The 21,403-nt window shown below is 60.0% G+C and carries 14 protein-coding genes; 6 read left to right on the forward strand and 8 right to left on the reverse strand.

Annotated features, from left to right (window positions below; translation table 11 throughout):
* Positions 1–50 precede the first annotated feature (50 nt).
* The 3 genes from ACW9HX_RS09390 to msrA all read left to right on the forward strand — a co-directional run bounded on the left by ACW9HX_RS09390 (position 51) and on the right by msrA (position 5,155).
* Positions 51–1,448 (forward strand): alkaline phosphatase D family protein, encoded by a 1,398-nt coding sequence (locus ACW9HX_RS09390; RefSeq protein ID WP_457380370.1) that lies wholly within the window; start codon positions 51–53, stop codon positions 1,446–1,448.
* A 238-nt stretch (positions 1,449–1,686) separates the two neighbouring features.
* Entirely contained in the window at positions 1,687–4,383 is a 2,697-nt protein-coding gene (locus ACW9HX_RS09395; RefSeq protein WP_457380371.1) for a sensor domain-containing phosphodiesterase, read from the forward strand.
* 106 nt (positions 4,384–4,489) lie between these two features.
* A complete protein-coding gene (gene msrA, locus ACW9HX_RS09400; protein WP_457380372.1) occupies positions 4,490–5,155 on the forward strand; it encodes a peptide-methionine (S)-S-oxide reductase MsrA in 666 nt (221 codons plus the stop codon).
* A 49-nt stretch (positions 5,156–5,204) separates the two neighbouring features.
* On the opposite strand, the gene ACW9HX_RS09405 is transcribed toward msrA, so the two are convergent.
* On the reverse strand, positions 5,205–6,044 hold the full coding sequence (locus ACW9HX_RS09405) for a 23S rRNA (adenine(2030)-N(6))-methyltransferase RlmJ (protein ID WP_085746455.1): 840 nt from the start codon (positions 6,042–6,044) through the stop codon (positions 5,205–5,207).
* Between the two features lie 122 nt (positions 6,045–6,166).
* On the opposite strand from ACW9HX_RS09405, the gene ACW9HX_RS09410 reads away from it, so the two are divergent.
* On the forward strand, positions 6,167–6,580 hold the full coding sequence (locus ACW9HX_RS09410) for a hypothetical protein (protein ID WP_457380373.1): 414 nt from the start codon (positions 6,167–6,169) through the stop codon (positions 6,578–6,580).
* A 297-nt stretch (positions 6,581–6,877) separates the two neighbouring features.
* On the opposite strand, the gene ACW9HX_RS09415 is transcribed toward ACW9HX_RS09410, so the two are convergent.
* From ACW9HX_RS09415 to putP, 4 genes are all read right to left on the reverse strand, one after another.
* The gene (locus tag ACW9HX_RS09415; protein ID WP_457380374.1) at positions 6,878–7,195 is read right to left on the reverse strand and encodes a hypothetical protein; all 318 of its coding nucleotides are present in this window, start codon (positions 7,193–7,195) and stop codon (positions 6,878–6,880) included.
* A gap of 330 nt (positions 7,196–7,525) precedes the next feature.
* Positions 7,526–8,278, reverse strand: a complete 753-nt coding sequence (locus ACW9HX_RS09420; RefSeq protein WP_457380375.1) for a DUF4123 domain-containing protein — start codon at positions 8,276–8,278, stop codon at positions 7,526–7,528.
* The gene (locus tag ACW9HX_RS09425) at positions 8,223–10,238 is read right to left on the reverse strand and encodes a type VI secretion system Vgr family protein (protein WP_457380376.1); all 2,016 of its coding nucleotides are present in this window, start codon (positions 10,236–10,238) and stop codon (positions 8,223–8,225) included. The genes ACW9HX_RS09420 and ACW9HX_RS09425 overlap by 56 nt, the downstream gene beginning before the upstream one ends.
* A 288-nt stretch (positions 10,239–10,526) precedes the next feature.
* A complete protein-coding gene (gene putP, locus ACW9HX_RS09430; protein ID WP_085746450.1) occupies positions 10,527–12,011 on the reverse strand; it encodes a sodium/proline symporter PutP in 1,485 nt (494 codons plus the stop codon).
* A gap of 460 nt (positions 12,012–12,471) precedes the next feature.
* Between putP and putA the strand changes: the two genes are divergently transcribed.
* Positions 12,472–16,425, forward strand: coding sequence for a trifunctional transcriptional regulator/proline dehydrogenase/L-glutamate gamma-semialdehyde dehydrogenase (gene putA, locus ACW9HX_RS09435; RefSeq protein WP_457380377.1), 3,954 nt, complete (start codon positions 12,472–12,474; stop codon positions 16,423–16,425).
* 258 nt (positions 16,426–16,683) lie between these two features.
* A complete protein-coding gene (locus tag ACW9HX_RS09440; protein WP_457380378.1) occupies positions 16,684–18,486 on the forward strand; it encodes an acyl-CoA dehydrogenase in 1,803 nt (600 codons plus the stop codon).
* A gap of 200 nt (positions 18,487–18,686) precedes the next feature.
* Here ACW9HX_RS09440 and ACW9HX_RS09445 read toward each other — a convergent pair whose 3' ends face one another.
* The 3 genes from ACW9HX_RS09445 to ACW9HX_RS09455 form a co-directional block, all read right to left on the reverse strand.
* Positions 18,687–20,624, reverse strand: coding sequence for a methyl-accepting chemotaxis protein (locus tag ACW9HX_RS09445; protein ID WP_457380379.1), 1,938 nt, complete (start codon positions 20,622–20,624; stop codon positions 18,687–18,689).
* Between the two features lie 100 nt (positions 20,625–20,724).
* Positions 20,725–21,027 (reverse strand): cell division protein ZapA, encoded by a 303-nt coding sequence (locus ACW9HX_RS09450; RefSeq protein ID WP_457380380.1) that lies wholly within the window; start codon positions 21,025–21,027, stop codon positions 20,725–20,727.
* Entirely contained in the window at positions 21,024–21,254 is a 231-nt protein-coding gene (locus tag ACW9HX_RS09455) for a hypothetical protein (protein WP_007952320.1), read from the reverse strand. The genes ACW9HX_RS09450 and ACW9HX_RS09455 overlap by 4 nt, the downstream gene beginning before the upstream one ends.
* Between the last annotated feature and the right edge of the window lie 149 nt (positions 21,255–21,403).

The raw sequence follows: 21,403 nt of genomic DNA on the forward strand, positions 1-21,403 counted from the left end.
AAGTTGGCAAACTTTATTATTTATTAATCTTTATTCGAACGGATTCGAACATGCTGAAACCTATCGTTGGACCAGTCATTGGTCACACCACAACTAACCAGACAAGAATTTTTGTTCGCGGCGAACTTCAAGACAGCACCGCCGTATTTGCAGGCATTCGTTACCGGGTAACGGATTCGAAACAATGGTCGAAGGGACTGTTTATCAAACTTGATGCCAGTCGTGATCAGTCCGGAGTTCTGGTGCTCGACAAATTGAGCGCCGACACCGAATACGAATACCAGACAGGCTGGTTCAGCCCCATGAGCCCGACTCACACGATTGAAAGCGTGGCGGAACTGCCACTGCAATGGCCCCGGGAAACCTATCGCTTACGCACTCGCAGCAGCCAGCCTCTGCAACCACGGGCCTACATCCTCGGCTCCTGTCGCTACTTGCGCCTGACCGCCGGTATCCCCGTACTCCCGCAACTGGGTGACCGGATCTTCGCTTCTATCAGCCAACTGATCGAGGGCGCACAACCAGCGGTCAGCGCAATCATGATGAGCGGTGACCAGATCTACGCTGACGATTTAAATCTGATTTCGCCGGACCGCGAATATAACGAGATCATTACCAAATATCGCGCAGCTTTCTCTCAACCCAATATTCAACGACTGATGTCGGGCACTTCGACCTACATGATTCTCGATGACCATGAAATAGAAGATAACTGGCCAGCGAATGCCGACGCATCCGATGAAACACTGTTTCGCAATGCAATGACGGCTTACGAAATTTATCAGGCCAGTCACAGCCCGGCCTGTTCGCTTACAACTAGCGGCCAAGTAGATCATTTTTCGCTAAAGCACTACTGGTATCAATTCAGCGATGGTGATATCGAATGGTTTGTGACCGATAGCAGAACCCGTCGCAACTTATCCAGCGAGAACCGCCGCATCCTGGATGAAGAACAAGAACGGGCCTTGTGCAAGTGGCTGATCGAAAGCCCCGCGCGGGTCAAGTTCGTGGTCACCAGCGTCATGTTCTATCCGGATCGCAGAATGAACGGCGAGGATGCGTGGATGGGTTTTCCCGAACAGCGGTTACGCCTGCTGGAAACCATCCGCCAGCATCGGATCAGCAACGTCGTGTTCATTTCCGGCGATGTGCATGGTTCGCTGACCAGCCGCCTGAGTCACAGCGACGACCCTGACTTCGAAGTGCACACTGTCGTTTCCTCACCACTGAGCAACAGCAAACTGCTGCCATACGCCACGGCTTCGACGTTCATTCTCGATCAACCGCTGGCTCGCACAGACGCGGGAGAATACCGGCACACGCTGACCAGCCGGGTCGTCAGCCAGGACAATTTTGCCCACATGGTGGTGGAGGCCGAACACATTCGGGTCAACTACCACGACCGGGATGGTAAACACTTGCAATCAATCGATATTCCACTGCGCTGAATTCAACAGTGCTGCCGTTTCAGAGGCCCGAGAGCTCTGGGACGGCACTTTCCTCAAGTATCTGCATTACTTTCCAGCGCACGCTGGAGAAATGTTCAGTGCAGCCGACATATTCTTATAGCACTTGGCCTTCATGTCTCTTGTCAGTCGGTGCCGCAATGATGCAACCTTGCCGCAGGCAACAGTAAAGAGGGCGAGAGCCCGGCGCGTTCAGCAAATTTCCAAGCGAGTTCCCTTCATGAAGAGCCAACCCGATGCCGCCAGCCGTATGGTGGCCGAGGTAGTGACGCAGTTGCCTGTGCCCTCGCGGCTCGGCATGCTGCGTTTCGAGCGCCTGAATGAAGCCAGTTGGGCGATGCTGTTTCTCGATCCCAACTGCGAACGCCAGTTCGGCCAGCCCGCCGTCGAACTCTGCGCACTGGTCGGTTCGCCCTACGCCAGTCTGATGGAGCCCGAAGCGCGCTATCAGTTGCACGACGCGATCCAGCAACAACTGCGCGACAGTCCGCACTATCTGGTGCGCTATACCCTGCACACTGCCGCCGGCGCGCTGAGCATTCTCGAACTCGGTGAAGCCTACAAACAACACAATCGTCACCTGCTGCGCGGCTACCTGCTGGCGGTCGATGATGTGTTCGACGAGGCGCCACCACTGCCGTCCGTCGACCTGGAAACTCAGAACTCGCGCCTGCAAATCGCCCTTGAGCTCAATCAGCGAGCCCAGCAGGAACAACTGCAGCATCTGGAACGGGTGCGCGCCCAGCAGGATCTGATCCTGTTGCTGGCCCGCCAGCGCTACAGCAGCCAGAACTCCCTGCAAGAAGCCGCCGAACTGATTACCCGCTGCGCCTGCGACATCTACGAAATCGACTGCGCCAGCCTGTGGAACCTCGAAGGCCAGAAGCTGGTACCGATTTCGGCCTACCACCGCGCCACCCAGGAATACATACTGCCGGACGTGATCGACGTCAGCAGTTTCCCCGATTACATGGACGCACTGCACGGCAGCCGCGCCATCGACGCGCACAACGCGATGCGCGACCCGCGTACCCGGGAGATGGCCGAAGCCCTGCGCCCGCGTGACGTCAACGCCATGCTCGACGCCAGCATCCGCGTCGACGGCCAGGTGGTCGGCGTGTTGTGCCTGGAGCAGACCGGCGTCACCCGCGCCTGGCAGTCCGATGAAATCGCCTTTGCCGGTGAACTGGCCGACCAGTTCGCCCAGGTCATCAACAACCACAACCGCCGCACCGCCACCAGCGCCCTGCACCTGTTCCAGCGTGCGGTCGAGCAAAGTGCCAACGCCTTCTTGCTGGTCAATTGCGACGGCGTGGTCGAGTACGTCAACCCGAGCTTCACCGCGATCACCCAGTACACCACCGAGGAAGTCCACGGCCAGCGCCTGTCGGAGTTGCCGGCCCTGGAAAACCTGAGCGAGCTGCTGTTCGACGCGCCCTCGTCGCTGGCCAAGAGCAATAGCTGGCAGGGCGAATTCAAGAGCCGCCGCAAAAACCTCGAACCCTACTGGGGCCAGTTGTCGATTTCCAAGGTCTACGGCGACAACCGTGAGCTGACGCACTACATCGGCATCTACGAAGACATCACCCAGACCAAACTGGCGCAGCAGCGCATCGAGCGCCTCGCCTATACCGACAACCTGACCAACCTCGGCAACCGGCCTGCATTTATCCGCAATCTGGACGAACGCTTCGCCCGAGACAGCGATACCCCGATCAGCCTGCTGCTGGTGGACATCGACAACTTCAAGCGGATCAACGACAGCCTCGGCCACCAGACCGGCGACAAGTTGCTGATCAGCCTCGCCCGGCGCCTGCGCAACAGCCTGAGCCCGAGCGGCAGCCTGGCGCGATTCGCCAGTAACGAATTCGCGGTGTTGCTCGACAACACCGACCTCGAAGCCGGCCAACAGATCGCCAGCCAGCTGCTGATGACCCTCGACAAACCGATGTTCGTCGACAACCAGCTGATCAGCGTCACCGGTTCCGTGGGCCTGGCCTGCGCGCCGCTGCACGGCCGCGACCCGCAGACCCTGATGCGCAACGCCGGCCTCGCCCTGCACAAGGCCAAGGCCAATGGCAAACATCAGGTGCAGGTGTTCACCGAAGCGCTGAACGCCGAGGCCAGTTACAAACTGTTCGTCGAGAACAACCTGCGCCGCGCCCTGACCCAGAACGAACTGGACGTGTTCTACCAGCCCAAACTGTGCCTGCGCAGTGGCCGGTTGCTGGGCATGGAAGCGCTGCTGCGCTGGAATCACCCGGAACGCGGCATGATCCGCCCGGACCAGTTCATCAGCGTCGCCGAGGAAACCGGCCTGATCATTCCGATCGGCAAGTGGATCGCCCGTCAGGCCTGCCGCATGAGCAAAGCGCTGACCGCCGCCGGCATGGGCAATCTGCAAGTGGCGATCAACCTGTCGCCCAAGCAGTTCTCCGACCCGGATCTGGTGGCCTCCATCGCCAATATCCTCAAGGAAGAAGCACTGCCGGCCAATCTGCTGGAGCTGGAACTGACCGAAGGCCTGCTGCTGGAAGCCACCGAAGACACCCACTTGCAACTCGACCAGCTCAAGCGCCTGGGCCTGACCCTGGCCATGGACGACTTCGGCACCGGTTATTCGTCGCTCAGCTACCTGAAGAAATTCCCGATCGACATCATCAAGATCGATCGCAGCTTCATCCATGAAATCCCGGACAACCAGGACGACATGGAAATCACCTCCGCCGTGATCGCTATGGCCCACAACCTGAAACTCAAGGTCGTGGCCGAAGGCATCGAGACCGCCGAGCAGCTGGCGTTCCTGCGCCGGCACCGCTGCGACGTCGGCCAGGGCTACCTGTTCGACCGGCCGATTCCGGGCGGCGAACTGATCCAGGCACTCAAGCGCTACCCACGCGGGCCGCTCCCTCTCTAAACCACCGCAGCAGTACCCGCACATTTTGACTAGTGATTAACTGGGCATCATTGGGCACACTGGTGGTCTGCTTATTTACATCCCATCCTGACTGAGAGGAACGATCATGGTTCTGCGCTCGGAAATTCTGGTGAACAAAAACGTGCTACCGACTAAAGAACAAGCTCTGCCTGGCCGCGAAACCGCAATGACCCTGCCTGAAAAGCACTTTGTGTTCGAAGACACGCCGCTGCTCGGCCCGTTTTTCGAAGACGTCGACTTTGCGATCTTCGGTCTGGGCTGCTTCTGGGGTGCCGAGCGCCGCTTCTGGCAGCGTGAAGGCGTGGTCAGCACCGTGGTCGGTTACGCCGGCGGTTTCACGCCGAACCCGACCTACGAAGAAGTCTGCTCGGGCCTGACCGGCCACGCCGAAGTCGTGCTGGTGGTGTTTGACAAGGCCAAGGTCAGCTACGAAGAACTGCTGGCGATGTTCTGGGAATTGCACAACCCGACGCAAGGCATGCGCCAGGGCAATGACATCGGCACCCAGTACCGTTCGGTGATCTACGCGACCCACCCGGAGCAACTGGATGCGGCGCTGAAGAGCAAGGCTGTTTATCAGGCTGAGCTGTCGAAGGCGGGTCTGGGTGAAATCAGCACCGAGATTGAACAGGCGCCGACCGTTTACTTCGCCGAGACCTATCACCAGCAGTATCTGGCGAAAAATCCGGAAGGCTACTGCGGGATTGGCGGCACTGGCGTTTGCATGCCACCGAGTCTGGCGGGTAACTAAGCCCGCCCTGATCGCTCCCGCGCTTGGCGTGGGAGCGATTGACGGTTGATCAGCTTTCGGCGATCAACCAATCCATCTGCCACCCACCCTGGGTCTGCCCCAGTTTCTTGGACAGCCACGGCAGCAGCTCACGCAACTCTTCCTCCAGCCCCCAAGGCGGATTGGCAATCGCCAGCCCGGAACCGTTCAGGCTGTTCGGCGTGTCCAGCGGATGCACCAACAGCTCCACACGCAGCAGTTTCGGCGCACCGGTGCCAGCCAGATCCTGATAGAAACGACGCAGTGCGCGCTGGTCCTTCACCGGATACCAGATGGCCGCCACGGTCTGACGCATCCGGCCAATGGCTTCTTTCATCGACGCTGCACAACGCTGCATTTCATCGAGCTGCTCGAACGGAGGATCAATCAGCATCACCGCGCGCTTCTCCTGCACCGGCAACATGGCGCGGGCCACATGCCAGCCCTCACCCAGATGCACCTTTACCCGACGGTCACCGGCCATGTTCTCCTTGAGCTGCACGCCGTCTTCGGGGTGCTTCTCGTTGAGCATCACCCGATCCTGCGGTCGGGTCAGACGCCGCGCCAGCTCCGGCGAACCCGGGTAATAGCGCAACTGGCCGTCCGGGTTCATCTCGTGCAGCACTTTCATGTAGTCGGCGGTCAGCGCCGGCAGATCCGGCTGATCCCACAACCGCGCGATGCCTTCCAGGTACTCGCCGGTACGGTTGGCCTGATCACCCTGCAGGTCATACAGACCAATGCCGGCGTGGCTGTCGAGATAGGCAAACGGCTGCTCCTTGCGCGACATCAGGGCGATGAGGCGGGTCAAAGTCAGGTGTTTGAACACATCGGCATGATTGCCGGCATGGAAGGCGTGACGATAATTCATGGCTGCTCCTGCGAGGGCCGTGAAGTTTACCTTTTACCGGGCGGCAAGTCAGGGGTTGGGGGCTGAGTGGGCGTTCCCGGCGTTACACTGGCCGCAACCACCTGACAGGAAGTCTGAAAATCATGTACCGCCGGATCATTGCCCTCCTTTGCCTGCCGGGCTCATTACACGCCTTCGCTGGCGAAGAACACACCGAACAGGCACGCCAGAATCTGAAGAACTACGGTTTGAGCCACTGCATCCTGGCGCCATTCAAAGAACAATCTGCACTGGAAAAAGACATCGGACTGTCCGCCGGAGCCTACTCGTTCATGGGCAAAGGCCTGCACACCATTATTCAGAATGAGGACACGCTGGAGGTCACGCATGATCCGTATGCCGAGACTGAGAACTACATGGCAGGCGCCTACCTCAAAACGTCCTCAACCAGCAAACAGACTGGTAAAAACATAGTGTTCTATTCTTGCCTGGAAATTTATAACTCCCCGGAGTTTGACGCTTTCATAAAGTCGCAGGATCAGTATCTGCAAAACTGAAATCTTCTCGCCTGACTAAATGATCCTTTCAAACCCGATGCTGGAAAGATCTTTGAGAAGGGCTGAGTGGGTGGCCTTGCTGTCGGGTACATCCTTGAAAAGCCCCTCACCCTAGCCCTCTCCCGGAGGGAGAGGGCTAGGGTGATCTTTCGGCTTGCATCGACATGAAAGATTATCGCGAGCTTAAGCTTGGCCAAGCGAAGTTCACCCCCGAAGTCGCAGGTCGGCGTACGTCACCTATTCACCTTGGTCGGTCCCCTCTCCCTCGGGGAGAGGGCTAGGGTGAGGGGATGGGATCTAAGGCCGGTCACGCAATTTGCGGCCAATCACATCCAACACATCACAGCCGTCACGCAGCGGAATTACGCAGAGCTGGGCGAAGTCGCGGAGGATGACCGAGTCGCATTCGACCGAGCCGCGCATGCACATGTTTTCCAGGACCTGGATTACGGCGCGGATACGGTAGTTGGCGGCGTCCATCAGGACGTCGAGCGGGGCGTGGGTGTCGATGAACAGGGTGGGCATGTCGTTGCAGTTGCTGGTCAGCGCCATGAGGCGGTTGTCGGGGTGGGGGATGAAGGGCTCGTAGGGTGGATCGGGATGCAGATTTTTCATTTGTAACCTCCATGAGTGTGAATGCGGGCCACCGCCGCACCCTCCTACAGGTAGGGTGGCAGCCATACGCAGGAGTAGGAGAACCGAGCACTCATGGACCTCGGCCACGCCGAAGCGTGTCCTGCGCATAGCCGCCGCGAACGATGTTACGGACACGATTCAAGTGCCGCAAACAAACGACAAAGCCGTTGCACCATGAGGAAGGGGCTCCTACGCCCCGTCACCGATTTGCGGTGACAGCCAAAAGACTAACCCCACACCTCATCACCCACCAGTTCACGCAAACCGCCGCAACTCGCAGGAAACGTCCGAAGCCTTTGCCCGGAAATTTCACTCTGATTCGTCCCGCAAGTAGTCCAGCAATGCCGAAGCCGACGATTCGTCCGACGTCGAAACCGCAAAAAACCTGACAACCTTGCAGCGCAGGACATCGGCGGGAAATGCCTCGAACAAAGCCGGCTGCTCCTCGCTCAACCACTGCAAGGCGTTGTTGATCCTGGCATCACCGCCGAATTGCGCAAGCAGCTTTTCAGGCACCGACCACCAAGGAAACTCCCGCCCCGAGACCCGCGCCCTGCCCCCGATCTCGGCGGCCTGACCGTTGATCAAGCCTCGCGTGAGAATCGGCAGCAATTGCCCGGCATCCACCTCGGGCGACTCAAGGATCGGCAACAAAAACCGCCCATCCCAAAACCGGAAGAACGCCGCTTTCCCATCAGGTATCAGCACCTGAGTCAGACTGCGAAAATGCTCGACCACCGCCTCAAGCCCCGCCGAAGAGACCGCCAGCCAGCCCCAGTCGCGGGATTCGGTGGTCGCGACCCAATCCAGAAACTCACTGCCCGCGTCGACGATTCCCACGTAGGGCATCACCGCACCCCACTCGGCATAGATCGTTTCCGCCCAGACCGGTTTCGGCATCTGCGCTTTCAGCGGCCAGGCCTTCAGTGGCTCTGCCGCACTGGCGCTACTGAAAATCGCGAACAACTGCTCCGACGGTTTCAGCGGCTCATCCTTCAACCATTTATCAGGCTGCACAGATACCGTCCTTGCAGCGCTCGCACTCTTCACAGAACGGAGCATCACCTTTAAGGCTCATGATTTGCGCGGCAGTCAGAATCGCAGCCGGTGCCGCCGTCAGTTTTTCCGGCAAGCCCGGCACTGTCGGCGCCGCACTTATCGCCGCCATCGGCGCGCCACCCACAACAATCGGCACGCTGCTGAAGATCCCGCCGGGGCCAATGTTGATCCACTGCCCGCCCGCCTGAATCGTCGCGCTCGCCCCGCCGTCGATCACTACCTGCTGGCCGGCGCTGACGTGGAATTGACCACTGGCATTGATAGCCTGATTGCTTACGCGGATGTGTCGGTCGCCGGTCACCGTGAGGTGGTCGTCCTGCTTCACTTCGGTCTGGCGCTGACCGTGGGTGATGCGCTGTTCATCGGCTTTCAACTCATGTTTGGCAAGGCCAGTGACGACGACACTGCGCTGGTTATCGACCTGCACCTGCTGATCGTTCAAAACATGCTGCGTCCAGTTTCGCTGGGCGCGCAGGTAGATTTCCTCCGCGCCCTTGCGATCCTCGATGCGCAATTCGTTGTAACCGCCGCCGCCCGGACTACTCTGACTGCGGAAAATGCTGCGGGTCTTGTCGGCCGGCAGATCCAGCGGCACCGGCGTGGCTGCGTTCGGCAGGCAACCCATGACCAGCGGTTTGTCGGCGTCGGAATCGATGAACCCCACCAGCACTTCCATGCCGACCCGCGGAATCAGCACACTGCCATAACGGTCATGAGCCCAGCCGCTGGCGACCCGAAGCCAACAACTGGAATGCTCGTTGAGTTCACCGTCGCGATCCCAGGCCAGTTGCACCTTGACCCGGCCATACTCGTCGCAATGGATTTCACTGTCTTTCGGGCCGGTGACCACGGCCGGTTGATAGCCTAGCATCCGTGGCTTTTCCGGGCCCCTCGGCGGACGAAAGAACACGTCCCACGGCGTTGCGAGAAAAGTATTACGGTACCCCTGGAAATCTTCCCCATCACTGGTGACCGATTCCTCCAGCACTTGCGGCTGTCGGCCATGGTGCTCGACGGCGGTCAGCAGCCAGAGGTCATTCAAATCCTTGCGTGGATGCTCGGTCAGCTGCAGGAAATGTCCACTGACCAGGCAGGATTGATCGCTGCGCCCCTCGGCCTGCCGGTAGTCGGCGAGATGGCGTTCAAGGGTGCGCTGGGCCAGTTGCTTGCCGGTGGCACGCTCGGTGAACTGGCCGGGGAAGTGGTAATCCTCCAGCACCGGGCGCTGTTCGCTTTCGACTCGACTCTGCAGCGGCAGGCGCGGCTTGCTGAAGTCGTAATCACGCCGGCTGACCACGCTGGTGCGGGTTTCCACTCGGACGGTGAAGCGTTTAATGGCTGGCGCCGCAGCAGCCATGCCGCTGCCCGGCAGGTACAGCGTCGGCTCGGCCAGACGCGGGAATACCGTTTGATCGTCGCCGAACACCAACAAGTGTCCGTCCGGACTGTGCTGAAAGTGGAAGTGAATGCCGACCTCGGCACACAGGCGCTGGATGAACGCCAGATCGCTCTCGGCGTACTGCACACAGTATTCACGCGGCGGGTAATCGCTGCCGAGGCGAAATTCGAAGGCATCGCGCAGGATCGCGTGATCCTTGAGGATCTGCGTCACGATCTGCGGCACGCTTTGGTGCTGGAAAATTCGCTGATTGATCCGATGGCCAAGATAGGCCAGACGCGGAACAAGACTGACGTGATAGCGGGTCAGACGCTTGCCGGAATCCCCCTGCCCGACCCGATAGATCTGACCGTGGATACCGGAACCGTCTTCATCAAAACTCAGAAACGCCTGACAGTGCAGCAGGCTTTCCAGATCCAGATCCGGCCGCTCACTAACCAGCTCCAGGTCGAAGCGGAAAGGTTGGCTGATGGCTTCCTTGCCCGTGAACTCAAGGACTTTGAGGTCAAACTGGGCGCCTTCGACGGTCAACGTGAAACGCGGTTGATTGGCAGGCGCGAACATCCGATGTCTCTCTGCAGATTGAGGGCGGGCGATTCTGCATGAGGGGCAAGGGGTGCAGGTTGGGTGACTGGAAAATCAGATTTTCCCTACCTGAAACTTCGATCTTCCCTTCAACAATCAACGCTTTCGACTACAGACATATCCCTCAAATACATCGTTGAACCTGTGGGAGCTGGCAAGCCAGCTCCCACAGGGTTCTCCAATACTCTTGAGAAATCGCAGGCAATAAAAAACGGCCCGCTTCCTATAGGAAACGGGCCGTTCTTTTGTGAGCCTCAGCTCATTCCATCACTTGTTCAGATGGAAATCCTTCTCGGCCGCTTCAAAGCGCTGAACCATGCCAGTGCTCGGCTGGCCCATCAGGCTGACGAAGTAGATCGCCAGGCTGGCGAAGATGAAGCCCGGGATGATTTCGTACAGGCCCAGCACTTCGAAATGCTTCCACACGATCACGGTGATCGCGCCGACCAGGATGCCGGCCAGTGCGCCGTCGCGGGTCATCTTTTTCCAGATTACCGAGATCAGCACGACCGGACCGAAGGCGGCACCGAAACCGGCCCAGGCGTAGCTGACCAGACCGAGGACGCGGTTTTCCGGGTTGGCGGCCAAAGCGATAGCGACCAGGGCAACCAGCAGCACCATGGCACGACCGACCCATACCAGCTCGACTTGCGAAGCGGATTTACGCAGGAATGCCTTGTAGAAGTCTTCGGTCAGAGCACTGGAGCACACCAGCAACTGGCAGCTCAGGGTGCTCATCACTGCTGCGAGAATCGCCGACAGCAACACGCCTGCAATCCATGGGTTGAAAAGGATTTTCGCCAGTTCGATGAACACACGCTCGTGGTTTTCGGTCACCGGACCCGCCACTTCCGGGTGCGCAGAGAAGTAAGCGATACCGAAGAAGCCCACCGCCACTGTGCCGCCCAGGCACAGGATCATCCAGGTCATGGAGATGCGACGGGCGTTGGCGATCGACTTCACCGAATCAGCGGCCATGAAACGCGCCAGAATGTGCGGCTGGCCGAAGTAGCCCAGACCCCAGCCCATCAGCGAGATGATGCCGATGAAGGTAGTGCCTTTGAGCATGTCGAAGTTGCTCGGATCCTGTGCTTCGATGGCCAGGAACGTGGTGTCGACGCCGCCGGTGGCCAGCAGCACGATAATCGGCGTCAGCAGCAGGGCGAAGATCATCAGGGTGGCCTGAACGGTATCGGTCCAGCTCACCGCGAGGAAACCGCCGACAAAGGTGTAGGCAATCGTCGCAGCAGCACCGGCCCACAGCGCAGTCTCGTAGGACATGCCGAAGGTGCTTTCGAACAGACGGGCGCCGGCAACGATGCCGGAAGCGCAGTAAATGGTGAAGAACACCAGAATCACCACTGCCGAAATGATGCGCAGCAGACCGCTTTTGTCTTCGAAACGGCTGGAAAAGTAGTCCGGCAGGGTCAGCGCATCGCCGTTGTGCTCGGTCTGAACACGCAGACGGCCGGCGACGAACAGCCAGTTCAGGTAGGCACCGACGATCAGGCCGATGGCGATCCAGCTTTCGGACAGGCCGGACATGTAGATGGCGCCCGGCAGGCCCATCAGCAACCAGCCGCTCATGTCGGAGGCGCCGGCGGACAATGCGGTCACCACGCTGCCCAGGCTGCGGCCGCCCAGAATGTAGTCGGAAAGGTTGTTGGTGGAGCGATAGGCCATGAAGCCAATCAGCACCATTGCTGCGATATAGATCACGAACGTGATCAGGGTTGGATTGCTTGCGCTCATTACGTACGTGCCCTGGCTTTGTTTTTATGTAGCGGCGGCGGTTGCACCGTTTGCAGACTGACGTCTGACAGACGATTCGCACAGCCGCGCATTTATGACCAATGTTTCCCCAGGAAAGCCATTGGCCGGTACAAGGGGGTAAGCCCGGTTGCACCTTGGGCGCGAATCCTATGCAACAAAGCAAAACAGGTGCAACCAGTTTCTTGAGAGTTAGTTGCACCTACGTCGGATTTTTTACTGTAAACCGCCCATTTTGCGCCATTCCGGCGCAGTGAAAACTATCCACCTGCCTTGAAAGCACCCATCTAGAGCGATCATCGCGAAGCTGAAATTTATTCCTGACAAGCTGCCGAATATTCCGACAAAAAAAGGGTTGCACCCGGTTGCACCTCTTTCGGCTCGCGGCTAATCTTGCCGCCAGCTGTTGTCGCGCAACTGCGGCACCTATGAGGATAAAAATATGGCTACCACCACCCTTGGGGTCAAACTCGATGACCCGACCCGCGAGCGCCTGAAGGCCGCTGCAACCTCGATTGATCGCACACCGCACTGGCTGATCAAGCAGGCAATTTTCAATTACCTGGAAAAACTCGAGGGTGGTGCAACCCTGACCGAGCTGAACGGTTTGACCGCCAAGGATGCCGACGAGGCAGGCGAAGTCCATACCGATCACGCCCACCAATGCTTCCTCGAATTCGCCGAAAGCATCCTGCCGCAATCGGTGTTGCGCGCCTCGATCACCGCCGCTTACCGTCGCCCTGAGCCGGAAGTGGTGCCGATGCTGATCGAGCAGGCTCGCCTGCCGGCGCCGATGGCCGAGGCCACCAACAAACTCGCAGCAAACATCGCGGAAAAACTGCGTAACCAGAAGAGTGCCGGCGGTCGTGCAGGCATTGTTCAGGGCCTGCTGCAGGAATTTTCCCTGTCATCCCAGGAAGGCGTGGCGCTGATGTGCCTGGCCGAAGCGCTGCTGCGCATCCCGGACAAAGGCACTCGCGATGCACTGATCCGCGACAAGATCAGCACCGGCAACTGGCAGCCGCACCTGGGCAACAGCCCGTCGCTGTTCGTCAACGCCGCGACCTGGGGTCTGCTGCTGACCGGCAAACTGGTGTCGACCCACAACGAAGCCGGCCTGACTTCGTCCCTGAGCCGCATCATCGGCAAGAGCGGCGAGCCGATGATCCGCAAGGGCGTCGACATGGCCATGCGCTTGATGGGCGAGCAGTTCGTGACCGGCGAAACCATCGCCGAAGCCCTGGCCAACGCGAGCAAGTTCGAAGCCAAGGGCTTCCGTTATTCCTACGACATGCTCGGTGAAGCAGCGCTGACCGAACACGACGCCCAGAAGTACCTGGCCTCGTACGAACAAGCCATTCACTCGATCGGCAAAGCGTCACACGGCCGTGGGATTTATGAAGGCCCGGGCATCTCGATCAAACTGTCGGCCCTGCACCCGCGCTACAGCCGCGCCCAGTACGAGCGCGTGATGGACGAGCTGTATCCGCGCCTGCTGTCGCTGACGCTGCTGGCCAAGCAATACGACATCGGCCTGAACATCGACGCCGAAGAAGCCGACCGTCTGGAACTGTCGCTGGATCTGCTCGAGCGCCTGTGCTTCGAGCCGCAACTGACCGGCTGGAACGGCATCGGTTTCGTGATCCAGGCTTACCAGAAGCGTTGCCCGTACGTGATCGACTACGTGATCGACCTGGCTCGCCGCAGCCGTCATCGCCTGATGATCCGCCTGGTGAAAGGCGCGTACTGGGACAGCGAAATCAAGCGCGCCCAGGTCGAAGGCCTGGAAGGCTATCCGGTCTACACCCGCAAGGTGTACACCGACGTTTCCTACATCGCTTGCGCCCGCAAATTGCTGTCGGTACCGGAAGTCATCTACCCGCAATTCGCCACGCACAACGCCCACACTCTGTCGGCGATTTATCACATTGCCGGCCAGAACTATTACCCAGGCCAGTACGAATTCCAATGCCTGCACGGCATGGGCGAACCGTTGTACGAGCAGGTTGTAGGCAAAGTTTCCGAAGGCAAGCTGAACCGTCCGTGCCGTGTGTACGCACCGGTCGGCACCCATGAAACCCTGCTGGCGTACCTCGTACGTCGCCTGCTGGAAAACGGCGCCAACACCTCGTTCGTCAACCGCATCGCCGACCAGTCGATTTCGATCCAGGAACTGGTGGCCGATCCAGTGGCACAGATCGAACAGATGGCAACCGTGGAAGGTGGTTTCGGCCTGCCGCACCCGCGTATTCCGCTGCCGCGTGACCTGTATGGTTCCGAGCGCGCCAACTCCAGCGGCATCGACATGGCCAACGAACATCGTCTGGCCTCGCTGTCCTGCGCCCTGCTGGCGACCGCGCACAACAACTGGAAAGCCGCGCCGATGCTCGGCTGCGCCTCCAGCAACGAAGCGCCGGCACCGGTGTTGAACCCGTCCGATCTGCGCGACGTGGTCGGCCACGTGCAGGAAGCCACCGTCGAAGACGTCGACAATGCCATCCAATGCGCCCTGAACGCCGCACCGATCTGGCAGGCCACACCGCCCGCCGAACGCGCCGCAATTCTGGAACGCGCTGCTGATTTGATGGAAGCCGAGATCCAGCCGCTGATGGGCCTGCTGGCCCGCGAAGCCGGCAAGACCTTCGCCAACGCCATCGCCGAAGTCCGCGAAGCAGTCGACTTCCTGCGTTATTACGCAGTGCAGGCACGCAACGATTTCAGCAACGACGCCCACCGCCCATTGGGCCCGGTGGTCTGCATCAGCCCGTGGAACTTCCCGCTGGCGATCTTCAGCGGCCAAGTTGCCGCCGCACTGGCCGCCGGTAACCCGGTGCTGGCCAAACCGGCCGAACAGACTCCGCTGGTCGCCGCACAAGCCGTACGCCTGCTGCTCGAAGCCGGGATTCCGGAAGGCGTGCTGCAACTGCTGCCGGGTCGCGGTGAAACTGTCGGCGCCGGTCTGGTGGGTGACGAGCGCGTCAAAGGCGTGATGTTCACCGGTTCCACCGAAGTGGCGCGCCTGCTGCAACGCAACATAGCCGGTCGTCTCGACAACCAGGGCCGTCCGATTCCGCTGATCGCCGAAACCGGCGGCCAGAACGCGATGATCGTCGACTCTTCGGCACTGACCGAACAAGTAGTGATCGATGTGGTGTCCTCGGCCTTCGACAGCGCCGGTCAGCGTTGCTCGGCCCTGCGCGTCCTGTGCCTGCAGGAAGATTCCGCTGATCGCGTCATCGAAATGCTCAAGGGTGCGATGGCTGAAAGCCGTCTCGGCAACCCGGAGCGTCTGTCCGTGGACATCGGCCCGGTGATCGACGCAGAAGCCAAGGCCGGCATCGAGAAGCACATCCAGGCCATGCGCGACAAAGGTCGCAACGTGTACCAGGTAGCCATCGCCGATGCCGAAGAAGTCAAACGCGGCACCTTCGTCATGCCGACCCTGATCGAACTGGAAAGCTTCGACGAACTGCAGCGCGAGATCTTCGGCCCGGTGCTGCACGTGGTGCGCTACAAGCGTAAAGAGATCGACCAGTTGATCGCCCAGATCAACGCCTCCGGTTATGGCCTGACCCTCGGCGTGCATACACGCATCGACGAGACCATCGCCAAGGTGATCGACAACGTCAACGCCGGTAACGTCTACGTCAACCGCAACATCGTGGGTGCCGTGGTCGGCGTCCAGCCGTTCGGTGGCGAAGGCCTGTCGGGCACCGGTCCGAAGGCTGGCGGCCCGCTGTACCTGTACCGCTTGCTGTCGACGCGTCCTACCGACGCCATCGAACAATCCTTCGCTCGCGGTGATGCTGCCGTGGCACCGGACGTTCGTCTGCGCGACGCCCTGAGCAAACCGCTGGTCGCCCTGAAAGCCTGGGCCGACAGCAACAAGTTCGCCGACCTGAGCACTCTGTGCGTTCAGTACGCAGCCCAGTCGCAAAGCGGTATCACCCGCGTACTGGCCGGCCCGACCGGCGAGAAGAACAGCTACGCGATCCTGCCGCGTGAGCACGTGCTGTGCCTGGCGGACATCGAAGGTGATCTGCTGACCCAACTCGCTGCGGTACTGGCAGTGGGCGGTTCGGCGGTCTGGCCGGAATCCGACACCAGCAGGGCATTGTTCGCACGCCTGCCGAAGGAGATTCAGGCGCGGATCAAACTGGTTTCCGACTGGAACAAGGACGACGTGGTGTTCGATGCGGTTCTGCATCACGGCCATTCCGACCAGTTGCGTGCGGTCTGCCAGCAGATCGCCAAGCGTGCCGGCGCCATCGTTGGGGTTCAGGGCCTGTCCCAGGGCGAGACCAACATTGCGCTGGAGCGCCTGGTGATCGAACGCGCGCTGAGCGTCAACACCGCAGCAGCGGGTGGTAACGCCAGCCTGATGACCATCGGTTAAACTGCTGTAACACCAGGCAACCGCAATGGTCGCCTGGAATGTAATTCCCTGTGGGAGCGGGCTTGCTCGCGAAAGCGGTAGATCATTCGATATTGATATCGACTGACACGACGCCTTCGCGAGCAAGCCCGCTCCCACATTTGCTTTGTGGTGTTTGTTAAGCCGCTGCTCGGCTCCAATATCACCGTTATCAATCTTCCTGTTCAGCCTTTATTCGCACGCCTAGACTCGGCCCATTCCAAAATAAGGTAGGCCGCCATGTCCGAGACGCTGCTCAGTTCCCGCAATCTGGCTTTCGAGCTGTACGAAGTCCTCGATGCCGAGGGCCTGACCCGGCGCGAGCGGTTTGCCGAGCACAACCGCGAAACCTTCGACGCCGCCATCGGCACGGCGCGCAACATCGCCGAGAAGTACTTCGCACCGCACAACCGCAAGGGCGACGAGAACGAACCGCGCTACGAGAACGGTCAGGCGATTCTGATTCCCGAAGTGAAACCGGCGGTGGATGCCTTCCTCGAAGCCGGATTCCTCAACGCGGCGCGCAGTTTCGACGCCGGCGGCATGCAACTGCCTACACTGTTGTCCCAGGCCTGCTTCGCCCACTTTCAGTCGGCCAACGCGGCGTCGACGTCGTACCCGTTCCTGACCATGGGCGCCGCCAACCTGATCGAAAGCTTCGGCACCGATGAGCAGAAGCAACGCTTCCTGCAACCGATGATCGACGGCCGCTTCTTCGGCACCATGGCCCTGACCGAGCCCCATGCCGGTTCGTCGCTGTCGGATATTCGTACACGTGCAGAGCCTGCGTCCGACGGCACCTATCGCCTCAAAGGCAACAAGATCTTCATCTCCGGCGGCGATCACCCGCTCTCGGAAAACATCGTGCACATGGTGCTGGCCAAGCTGCCGGATGCACCGGCCGGGGTGAAGGGGATTTCGCTGTTTATCGTGCCGAAGTTTCTGGTCAACGATGACGGCAGTCTGGGCAAGCGTAACGACGTGCTGCTGGCCGGGCTGTTCCACAAGATGGGCTGGCGCGGCACCACGTCCACAGCACTGAACTTCGGCGATAACGGCGACTGTGTCGGCTATCTGGTGGGCAAGCCGCATCACGGTTTGAGCTACATGTTCCAGATGATGAACGAGGCGCGGATCGGCGTTGGCATGGGCGCGGTGATGCTCGGTTATGCCGGTTACCTTTACTCGCTGGAGTACGCCCGCGAACGTCCACAGGGCCGGGTGCCGGACAGCAAGGATCCGACCACTGCGCCGGTGGCGATCATTCAGCACGCGGACGTCAGACGCATGTTGCTGACACAAAAATCCTACGTCGAAGGGGCGTTCGATCTCGGCCTGTATGCGGCACGGCTGTTCGATGACACCACCACACTGGAAACCGAAGCCGAGCGCAAACAGGCCCATGAATTGCTGGATCTGCTGACACCGATAGTCAAATCCTGGCCGTCGGAGTTCTGCCTGAAAGCCAACGAACTGGCGATCCAGATTCTCGGTGGCCACGGTTACACCCGCGAATACCCGGTGGAGCAGTATTACCGAGACAACCGCCTGAATCCGATCCACGAAGGCACCCACGGCATTCAGTCGCTGGACTTGCTGGGACGCAAACTGGCGCAGAACGGTGGCGCCGGACTCAAGCAACTGATCCGCCTGATTGCCGACACGGCCGAGCGCGCGGTGGCGTATGAATCTTTGACCGCACTCCGTGAGCCGTTGGAGAAACTGGTCGCACGCCTGCAGAGCGTAACCATCAGCCTGCTGACCGATCTGGCTCAGGGCAAGGTCAACAGCAGCCTGGCGAATTCGGCGTTGTACCTGAAGGTGTTCGGGCACGCGGTGATTGGCTGGCGCTGGCTGGAGCAGGCGATTCGGGCGGAAGAAGGTTTGGCCAAGGGCAATGCGGCGGATGCCGACTTCTACAAGGGCAAGTTGCAGGCGGCGCGGTATTTTCTGACGTGGGAAGTGCCGGGTTGTCAGCATGAGCTGGCGTTGTTGGAGGCGCGGGATGATACGTGTCTGGGGATGCAGGACGCGTGGTTCTAAAGCCAGCCCTCACCCCAACCCTCTCCCGGAGGGAGAGGGGGCCTACCGAGGTGTCTTGCGCTCTGCATCGACCTGAAAAACCGGGTCGATTATGGATTCGGCAAAGCACTTTCAGGTCGGCGTATCTCAAAAGCATCCCCGAATCGGTCCCCTCTCCCCCCGGGAGAGGGTTAGGGTGAGGGGCTTTTCAGATTCAGCACTCAACTCAACTTGAACCCACCCATCTGCCGCGCCAGGTCATCCGCCAAGCGCTGCAGCATCTGACAATCCTCACGACAGGCCCGAACCTCCCCCGCCGTCGCCCGGGCCAGATCGGAAATCCCCTGCACGTTGCGGTTGATCTCTTCGGTCACCGCCGACTGCTCCTCAGTCGCCGTCGCCACCTGATGGTTCATGTCGCTGATGCGCTCGACCTGCCCGGTGATCGCCGTCAAAGACGCCCCGGTACGCTGACTCGATTCAACCCCAGTCCCCGTCGCGGCCTGCCCACTACGCATCGACGAAACAGCATTCTCCGCCCCCTGCTTGAGACTGCCGATCATCTGCTGGATCTCATCGGTTGACGCCTGAGTCCGGCGCGCCAAGGTGCGCACTTCATCGGCAACCACGGCAAAGCCACGCCCCATGTCCCCGGCCCGCGCCGCTTCAATCGCCGCATTCAGCGCCAATAGATTGGTCTGCTCGGAAACACCGCGAATCACCGCCAGCACCTGATCGATCGATGCCACCTGATGCGCCAGCTCACCTACCGCGCCGGCCGCGACGCCGATTTCATCGGACATGCTTTCTATATGGCGAATCGAACCGCCGACCACTTCCCGCGCCTGCATGGCTTCGTCCCGGGCAGTTTGTGAAGCGAGCGCAGCGTTTCCAGCGTTCTGGGCGATTTCCTGCACCGTCAGGCCCATTTCGTGAACGGCGGTGGCGACCATGTCGGTCATTTCCTGCTGGCGGCCGGAGCGCTCGGCGGTGTTATCCACAACTCTGGCCACTTGGCCGACAGCGACACGCAGGCGCTCGCTGGTGGTCAGCACTTCGCCGATCATCCCGCGCTGGCTGTCGAGGAAACGGTTGAAGCCCCGAGCGAGGTCGCCCAGTTCATCGGCGCGACTGGAATCTAACCGATGGGTCAAATCTCCACCACCGCTACCGATTGCTACCAATGCAGCTGTTACCTGACGAATCGGTCGCACCAGTCCCTGAGCCAGCCAGATCACCAGCGCCAGGCAAACCAGCGCCACCGCCAGACCGATGCCGCTGCTCATCCACATCGCCCGTCGGGCCTCAGCGTAGATCTGCGACTGTGGCACTTCGGCCACCAGCGTCCAGCCGAGATCACGCAAAGGCAGGCTGAAGGCGAGGAAGTCTTCGCCGTCGCGCTGGAAGCTGCTGCTGGTCGCAACTTTGTGGCCCATGACCGCTTGTGCTGCGTTGGCGCCGATCTGCTCCGTGAGGGTGCGCTTGCCGCTGAACTGCGCTTCGGGATGGACCTGGATCAGTCCGTCGGAACGCACGAGATAGACCTTGCCGCGCTCGCCAAAGCTGAAGTTGTGGATCAGCTCCGACAGCTCCTTCATGCTCAATCCGAGCCCCGCGACACCGACCACTTTGCCGGCCTGCTCGACCTTCAAATCGATGAACAGCGCCAGCTCTCCCGTGGCCCCGTCGTTGTCGATGTTCAGGGTGCGCGGCTGATTGCTGTCGAGAAACGAGTAGAACCACGCATCGGCCGGTTTGGCACGACTGAGGGTGCGATCCAGGCCTTTTTCGGTGATGTAGTGATTGGATTCGGTGCCGATGATCAGCGCGGTGAACGCCTTGTGTTCGGCGCGGATACCTTCCAGATACTGCGCGAAGCCCGCCGTTTTAGTGGAGTCTTCACCATTGGCCAGCCAATCGCGCACCATCGTGTTGCTGGCGATGTCTTTGGCGGCGGTGAGCGGTTGAACGAGAATTCGTTCGATGTCGTTGCGCGTCGCTTCGATGCTCGACGGCAACGCCTGCTCGACCAGATAGCTCTGGGCGAGGCGGTTGACCACCAGGGTATAAATGCCAACCACGATCAGGATACTGACCAGCAGGGCGGTGCCCATGCCGAGGATCAGCTGCCATTGAATACTGCGACGCCAGAACTGCATGGAGCACCCCCAAAGAATAAGAGGCTGAAACACTGCAACAGCCGTGCCGATTGTATACAACCCAATCGACAATCTTATTCTTTGGTTGTGCGCAACCCCATCAACCCTGATTGATGGTCTTGGCGATGGTCTCGACCGTGGCGCTGACTTGCTCTTGGTAACGCTCGAGTTCGTGCTGGTGCTGCTTCTTCATTTCAATCTGCTGCGAGCACAGATTCATCGCCGCCAGCACCAGCAGGCGGTCACCGATCAGCGTCGGGTATTTGCGTTTGGTGTCGGCCAGTGCGGCCTTGAGCATCAATGCGGCGTCCAGCAGGGTCTGTTCTTCCCCGGCCGGTGCCTTGATCGAATAGTCCTCCCCCATGATGGAGATGACTTTTACCCCTGCTGTGCCCTGGTTCATGCGCTGACAGGACCTGCGTTGACGCGATCAACCAGAGCCTGGATGCGCGCGGCGGTGGCGCCGTGCTTTTCTTCCTGTTCCATCAGGCTCAGTTGCAGGCTTTCGTTTTCATCCTTGGCCTGGGCCAGTTCCGTGGACAGGGTCTGGTTGGTTTCCGACAGGGTCTGGTTCTGTTGCACCAGATCGCTGACGAGCTGTTCCAATTGGCTGAGGGATGCTTCCAACATTTTGATCTTCCAGGGCTTTTTCAAAGGGCGCGTACGATAAAGAAAAGTCGTCGTGGATGCCAGGGTTAAACCGGCGCAAGGCCTTGATTTTCCTGGTGGCCGACCGTTCCTGCGAGTGTTAGAGACTGTGATCTGCCGATCTGGTTCCT

Source organism: Pseudomonas sp. SDO52101_S400, assembly GCF_054071635.1.

Excerpts from the sequence above, each read along its gene's own strand:
- ACW9HX_RS09390 (WP_457380370.1), top strand. The coding sequence starts at position 51 with ATGCTGAAACCTATCGTTGGACCAGTCATTGGTCACACCACAACTAAC.
- ACW9HX_RS09395 (WP_457380371.1), top strand. The coding sequence starts at position 1,687 with ATGAAGAGCCAACCCGATGCCGCCAGCCGTATGGTGGCCGAGGTAGTG.
- msrA (WP_457380372.1), top strand. The coding sequence starts at position 4,490 with ATGGTTCTGCGCTCGGAAATTCTGGTGAACAAAAACGTGCTACCGACT.
- ACW9HX_RS09405 (WP_085746455.1), bottom strand. The coding sequence starts at position 6,044 with ATGAATTATCGTCACGCCTTCCATGCCGGCAATCATGCCGATGTGTTC.
- ACW9HX_RS09410 (WP_457380373.1), top strand. The coding sequence starts at position 6,167 with ATGTACCGCCGGATCATTGCCCTCCTTTGCCTGCCGGGCTCATTACAC.
- ACW9HX_RS09415 (WP_457380374.1), bottom strand. The coding sequence starts at position 7,195 with ATGAAAAATCTGCATCCCGATCCACCCTACGAGCCCTTCATCCCCCAC.
- ACW9HX_RS09420 (WP_457380375.1), bottom strand. The coding sequence starts at position 8,278 with ATGCTCCGTTCTGTGAAGAGTGCGAGCGCTGCAAGGACGGTATCTGTG.
- ACW9HX_RS09425 (WP_457380376.1), bottom strand. The coding sequence starts at position 10,238 with ATGTTCGCGCCTGCCAATCAACCGCGTTTCACGTTGACCGTCGAAGGC.
- putP (WP_085746450.1), bottom strand. The coding sequence starts at position 12,011 with ATGAGCGCAAGCAATCCAACCCTGATCACGTTCGTGATCTATATCGCA.
- putA (WP_457380377.1), top strand. The coding sequence starts at position 12,472 with ATGGCTACCACCACCCTTGGGGTCAAACTCGATGACCCGACCCGCGAG.
- ACW9HX_RS09440 (WP_457380378.1), top strand. The coding sequence starts at position 16,684 with ATGTCCGAGACGCTGCTCAGTTCCCGCAATCTGGCTTTCGAGCTGTAC.
- ACW9HX_RS09445 (WP_457380379.1), bottom strand. The coding sequence starts at position 20,624 with ATGCAGTTCTGGCGTCGCAGTATTCAATGGCAGCTGATCCTCGGCATG.
- ACW9HX_RS09450 (WP_457380380.1), bottom strand. The coding sequence starts at position 21,027 with ATGAACCAGGGCACAGCAGGGGTAAAAGTCATCTCCATCATGGGGGAG.
- ACW9HX_RS09455 (WP_007952320.1), bottom strand. The coding sequence starts at position 21,254 with ATGTTGGAAGCATCCCTCAGCCAATTGGAACAGCTCGTCAGCGATCTG.